Annotated in this window: 6 protein-coding genes; 5 read left to right on the plus strand and 1 reads right to left on the minus strand. The window is 33.7% G+C overall.

Annotated elements, in window-relative coordinates:
- Both A5868_RS02010 and A5868_RS02015 read left to right on the plus strand, forming a co-directional pair.
- Positions 1 to 717, plus strand: a 717-nt coding sequence (locus tag A5868_RS02010; protein ID WP_087654067.1) for a LysM peptidoglycan-binding domain-containing protein, incomplete at its 5' end; no start/stop codon positions are given.
- Positions 718 to 1292: 575 nt separating this feature from the next.
- The gene (locus A5868_RS02015; protein ID WP_086306040.1) at positions 1293 to 2111 is read left to right on the plus strand and encodes a hypothetical protein; all 819 of its coding nucleotides are present in this window, start codon (positions 1293 to 1295) and stop codon (positions 2109 to 2111) included.
- Positions 2112 to 2438: 327 nt separating this feature from the next.
- On the opposite strand, the gene A5868_RS02020 is transcribed toward A5868_RS02015, so the two are convergent.
- The gene (locus tag A5868_RS02020; RefSeq protein WP_254911041.1) at positions 2439 to 2738 is read right to left on the minus strand and encodes a helix-turn-helix domain-containing protein; all 300 of its coding nucleotides are present in this window, start codon (positions 2736 to 2738) and stop codon (positions 2439 to 2441) included.
- Between the two features lie 261 nt (positions 2739 to 2999).
- On the opposite strand from A5868_RS02020, the gene A5868_RS02025 reads away from it, so the two are divergent.
- The 3 genes from A5868_RS02025 (at position 3000) to A5868_RS02035 (ending at position 5865) form a co-directional block, all read left to right on the plus strand.
- The gene (locus tag A5868_RS02025) at positions 3000 to 3578 is read left to right on the plus strand and encodes a hypothetical protein (RefSeq protein WP_086306038.1); all 579 of its coding nucleotides are present in this window, start codon (positions 3000 to 3002) and stop codon (positions 3576 to 3578) included.
- 14 nt (positions 3579 to 3592) lie between these two features.
- On the plus strand, positions 3593 to 4471 hold the full coding sequence (locus tag A5868_RS02030) for a LysM peptidoglycan-binding domain-containing protein (protein ID WP_086306039.1): 879 nt from the start codon (positions 3593 to 3595) through the stop codon (positions 4469 to 4471).
- A 575-nt stretch (positions 4472 to 5046) separates the two neighbouring features.
- The gene (locus tag A5868_RS02035; RefSeq protein ID WP_086306040.1) at positions 5047 to 5865 is read left to right on the plus strand and encodes a hypothetical protein; all 819 of its coding nucleotides are present in this window, start codon (positions 5047 to 5049) and stop codon (positions 5863 to 5865) included.
- Positions 5866 to 5892 lie beyond the last annotated feature (27 nt).

A 5892-nucleotide genomic window follows, 5' to 3' on the forward strand; every position in this document is an offset into this window, starting at 1 on the left:
GAAGCACGATCAATTGATCAAATCAAAAAAGATGTTGAAGGGAAAAAAGAATATACTATTGTCTGGGGAGACACGTTAAGCGGTATTTCATTGGCAACGAACGTTGCCATGGACAAATTAGCTTCGTTGAATGGCATTGGAAATTACAATTTGATTTATGCAGGAAACAAGTTGGTGTTTGAAGGTAACGTAGTGACTGTTCAAAATCAAAATGGTGTCATAACGGATCAACAATCTATTACTGAAGCGGATAAGGTAGTACCTAATCAACCAATTGGTGAATCTGTCAGTCAGCCTTCACAGGTTACAGATGCTGCTTCAGGTACACAGAATCCATCTACTGTTGAATCGGCTGATACTGGTGCATCTAAACCATCTGGTACTGAAAATAGTAAGGGGAATGGATCAACAAACAATGAAAATTCGTCTAATGGAACCCCTAATGATGGAGAGGGAACAAATGTCACTCCAATACCAGACCCAACGCCTGCTCCGATACCAACACCAACACCAACACCAACACCAAAACCAGAACCGCAAGTTCAATATACCGTGTGGTATTACGTCTCCGAGGGGGATGACCAATCGACAAATATTGAAAAGGGAGCGCGTTTGTTTTCAACAGAAGCAGAAGCAACTACCTTTATTGAAGGGTACGCAGACAATTTATTGATGCAAGGAATTACAGGAAGCTATGGCGTAATGTCCTGGGAGTAGACGCGCTCATTAACTGTTCATAAGAAGTACTATATTAAAAAAATAGATAGTTTAGACTGTGGATGCCATTCATTTTTTGAATGGTACCCACAGTTTTTCTCTAGTTGATTTATGAAAGATCTAATCAGTAGAAAAGAATTTATTACTTAATGTGAACTAAATGAACTACCTAAATAAATAGAGAAAAATTATTTTTATTGGTTTTTCAAAGTATTACTAAGAGAATAGGATTAGTTAAGATTGCTTATTTCTACTGCCTTATTCTTACGATTATTTTCTTCAATTTGATTGAATAAAAAAACAATAAAAAACCGAGGATAGTGGATAAATTTGATGTAATTAATGATGGTTTGTTCTACCCTATCAAGAATTGAGTTTAAATAGATCAGCAAATTAATTGTCATGTTCTCAGAATTTTGTGAAAAAAATAGTGTCTAAGGGTAGATGAAACATCCTTCATAAAAGAGGATATTATGTACTGAAAGGAAGCTGTAAATCAATAGAAGCATTGATTGTTTTTGCATTTATGTGTATCTTTTATATTAATATAAAAGATACAAAAGAGGGTGGATGGTATGAGGAATGATAACGCGGACGAGAAGAAGGAAAGTACTTATGACTTGTTGCTGAAATTAACTAAAAAAAATGGACCAGGATTTATGATATATGCTGGAAGTGATGAGGAGTTTCATAGTCTTTTATTTTCATGGATAGACGTGGCAGAAGGCTTGAAAAAAGAAAATAGGAAGTTAAGAAAGATTCACCTCCAAAATAAAAAAACATATAAAGAAAGAATTGAAAAACTCGAGAGGGAATGTAATGAAGAAAAAGAGAGAGCAGATAGACTAGAAAATGAACTCGAAAGAGTGAAAGGAAAATTGAAAAAAAGAAGTGAAGAGGAAATAGCGTTTTATAATAGAGCGTTAGATTTAGAGGATCAGCTAAATAGAAAAAAGAAAATTCTCGATTTAAAAGAATATGATAGTGATCAAAAAATTGCGAACTCTGCTCAAGTGTATAATAAAAAGATTAGTAATTTAAAAAGTGAGATACTCGTTCAAAAGAAGAAGATTAGGGAGTTAGAAACTATAAAACCATTTTTTCACCAAAAGAAAAGAACGGGGGAAGGGCTGAATCCAGAAGATAAAAAAAATACCCTTGATAGTAAGAGGCGTGGTGGCTGTCAATTGACCGATAAGCAAATTGAACGGTTATTGCTTATCTATAAAGAAAAGGAACGTGTTCCGATAACTGAAGCAATAAGCAAGTTAGCAATTACACGCAGAACCTATTACAGAGTGATCAATCTAAATTACAAATACGAAGAAACCAGGGATAGAATTAGAAAGATTGCGTTTGATCTCGGTGTAGTTTTACCTGAAAAAGGGAAATAATCTGTGTCGGTGCGTTGGATAAATCAAAGGGAATTACTAAGAAAAGCTACGGAGAAGTTCCGCAGCTTTTTTCGTCATATCAATTAATAATAAAAAAATCAAAAGATTTTCATTCAGGATTTTAAGCAAGGTATCTCGAAGTCTAATGAACTTAGATTTCCGAAATTGATTGAAGAATGTAAAAAAAACGGATGAGGTATTTCATGTATTTGCTTAGGAAGAATAAGTATTTTCTAATAAGCAACTAGATAGTCTGAACATTGGATTATTTTTTTTGCGTATTTGACAAAAAAATAGTTAGAGTTGTTAATGCTATGATGAACAACCCTAATTTTTATGTTGGTATAGGTGCTGTCTCTTATACACATCTAGATGTGTATAAGAGACAGGAATTATTCTACTGATATCATTATCTTCCTTTTTGAAGGCAAAGAAAGAAGGATAGTCAATCTTGAATGCTTTAATAATTTTATCAAGTGTCTCAATTTTTATATTCTCAATTTGTCCCCGTTCAATTTTTCCTAAGTAGGATAGATCTAGTCCAGCTAACTCAGCCAAAGTTTCCTGAGTCAATCCATTTTGTAAACGCAACTCTTTTATTCTTGCTGCTACTTTTGCGCTAAGCATCGGTCCCACAACCTTTCATTAGTTAAAGATTAAAGGTTTGTCAGTCGTTTTATTAGGTCTTTAATATCCTAAAATTTTTATTTTTTTACTAAATATAGGTTTTAAAAAACCTATTCATGTGGTATATTATTTTTGTAGTAATTGAGATATGTCTCTACTAGGTTTCTTTGTATATAAGGAAATGTGGATAGAGTAGTTAATTTACAAATTTGATAGTGATTGATTACTAAAAAATATGAATTTTTGAGAGGGAGATAACTGATGGAAGAACATTCGATTAATTACGAAAACTTAAATTGTTTGGCTCTTATTAGGTTTGGCCACCGGATAGGACACGGCTGGTATCGAATATTAGTAAATGCTGAAAAGGAACTTAGCAAATTTGGTGTATCGATTGAACGAGTGGAGAAAAAGCAAGGTATTCTTATTCTCACCGCCGACTTAAAGCCAAATGAATGTCTTTCTCAGGTTCAAAATATCTTATACGAATCAGAACTTGCTAGTGAAATGACTTGTGAATGGTGTGGTAATTACTCGGTTTCGCAAATAGCTATTGATAAAGAACTTTTTACAATCTGCGAAAGTTGCGAAGAAAAATGTGAAAGTTTGGAAGGTGTTGAGAAACGTTTACGAATAAATAATAGTCATAACCTTGAACAGATTATTGGACGAATGAACCGTGAAATTAAAAGATTAGAACATCAAGTTGAGTATTTCAAAATGGGCTGCACCCATTACAAGAAGAGAAGTGAAGAATTATCTAAGAAATTGGAAGGGGATCCTAGCGAAAATCATAAAAAAAGGATTCGTGTTGTGACTTCAAAAGAAAAAAACATTTAATAAGGGGAATTATGATGGAAAAGAGACGGGATATAAAGAAGCGAAAGATTATTGAAAATATAAAAGACTTTGGAAAAAAATATGGAAAGATGTTGATCTCAAGTGCCACTGTAATTGGAGGTTTTTTTATATTAAATGGACAAGATATGCAAGCATCCGAAACTGATGGTAAATGGGAAGCACGATCAATTGATCAAATCAAAAAAGATGTTGAAGGGAAAAAAGAATATACTATTGTCTGGGGAGACACGTTAAGCGGTATTTCATTGGCAACGAACGTTGCCATGGACAAATTAGCTTCGTTGAATGGCATTGGAAATTACAATTTGATTTATGCAGGAAACAAGTTGGTGTTTGAAGGTAACGTAGTGACTGTTCAAAATCAAAATGGTGTCATAACGGATCAACAATCTATTACTGAAGCGGATAAGGTAGTACCTAATCAACCAATTGGTGAATCTGTCAGTCAGCCTTCACAGGTTACAGATGCTGCTTCAGGTACACAGAATCCATCTACTGTTGAATCGGCTGATACTGGTGCATCTAAACCATCTGGTACTGAAAATAGTAAGGGGAATGGATCAACAAACAATGAAAATTCGTCTAATGGAACCCCTAATGATGGAGAGGGAACAAATGTCACTCCAATACCAGACCCAACGCCTGCTCCGATACCAACACCAACACCAACACCAACACCAAAACCAGAACCGCAAGTTCAATATACCGTGTGGTATTACGTCTCCGAGGGGGATGACCAATCGACAAATATTGAAAAGGGAGCGCGTTTGTTTTCAACAGAAGCAGAAGCAACTACCTTTATTGAAGGGTACGCAGACAATTTATTGATGCAAGGAATTACAGGAAGCTATGGCGTAATGTCCTGGGAGTAGACGCGCTCATTAACTGTTCATAAGAAGTACTATATTAAAAAAATAGATAGTTTAGACTGTGGATGCCATTCATTTTTTGAATGGTACCCACAGTTTTTCTCTAGTTGATTTATGAAAGATCTAATCAGTAGAAAAGAATTTATTACTTAATGTGAACTAAATGAACTACCTAAATAAATAGAGAAAAATTATTTTTATTGGTTTTTCAAAGTATTACTAAGAGAATAGGATTAGTTAAGATTGCTTATTTCTACTGCCTTATTCTTACGATTATTTTCTTCAATTTGATTGAATAAAAAAACAATAAAAAACCGAGGATAGTGGATAAATTTGATGTAATTAATGATGGTTTGTTCTACCCTATCAAGAATTGAGTTTAAATAGATCAGCAAATTAATTGTCATGTTCTCAGAATTTTGTGAAAAAAATAGTGTCTAAGGGTAGATGAAACATCCTTCATAAAAGAGGATATTATGTACTGAAAGGAAGCTGTAAATCAATAGAAGCATTGATTGTTTTTGCATTTATGTGTATCTTTTATATTAATATAAAAGATACAAAAGAGGGTGGATGGTATGAGGAATGATAACGCGGACGAGAAGAAGGAAAGTACTTATGACTTGTTGCTGAAATTAACTAAAAAAAATGGACCAGGATTTATGATATATGCTGGAAGTGATGAGGAGTTTCATAGTCTTTTATTTTCATGGATAGACGTGGCAGAAGGCTTGAAAAAAGAAAATAGGAAGTTAAGAAAGATTCACCTCCAAAATAAAAAAACATATAAAGAAAGAATTGAAAAACTCGAGAGGGAATGTAATGAAGAAAAAGAGAGAGCAGATAGACTAGAAAATGAACTCGAAAGAGTGAAAGGAAAATTGAAAAAAAGAAGTGAAGAGGAAATAGCGTTTTATAATAGAGCGTTAGATTTAGAGGATCAGCTAAATAGAAAAAAGAAAATTCTCGATTTAAAAGAATATGATAGTGATCAAAAAATTGCGAACTCTGCTCAAGTGTATAATAAAAAGATTAGTAATTTAAAAAGTGAGATACTCGTTCAAAAGAAGAAGATTAGGGAGTTAGAAACTATAAAACCATTTTTTCACCAAAAGAAAAGAACGGGGGAAGGGCTGAATCCAGAAGATAAAAAAAATACCCTTGATAGTAAGAGGCGTGGTGGCTGTCAATTGACCGATAAGCAAATTGAACGGTTATTGCTTATCTATAAAGAAAAGGAACGTGTTCCGATAACTGAAGCAATAAGCAAGTTAGCAATTACACGCAGAACCTATTACAGAGTGATCAATCTAAATTACAAATACGAAGAAACCAGGGATAGAATTAGAAAGATTGCGTTTGATCTCGGTGTAGTTTTACCTGAAAAAGGGAAATAATCTGTGTCGGTGCGTTGGATAAATCAA

This window comes from Enterococcus sp. 12F9_DIV0723 (assembly GCF_002174375.1).
GTDB lineage: Bacteria > Bacillota > Bacilli > Lactobacillales > Enterococcaceae > Enterococcus_A > Enterococcus_A gilvus.

Coding starts and splice junctions, on each gene's coding strand:
- A5868_RS02015 (WP_086306040.1), top strand. CDS start 1,293: ATGAGGAATGATAACGCGGACGAGAAGAAGGAAAGTACTTATGACTTG.
- A5868_RS02020 (WP_254911041.1), bottom strand. CDS start 2,738: ATGCTTAGCGCAAAAGTAGCAGCAAGAATAAAAGAGTTGCGTTTACAA.
- A5868_RS02025 (WP_086306038.1), top strand. CDS start 3,000: ATGGAAGAACATTCGATTAATTACGAAAACTTAAATTGTTTGGCTCTT.
- A5868_RS02030 (WP_086306039.1), top strand. CDS start 3,593: ATGGAAAAGAGACGGGATATAAAGAAGCGAAAGATTATTGAAAATATA.
- A5868_RS02035 (WP_086306040.1), top strand. CDS start 5,047: ATGAGGAATGATAACGCGGACGAGAAGAAGGAAAGTACTTATGACTTG.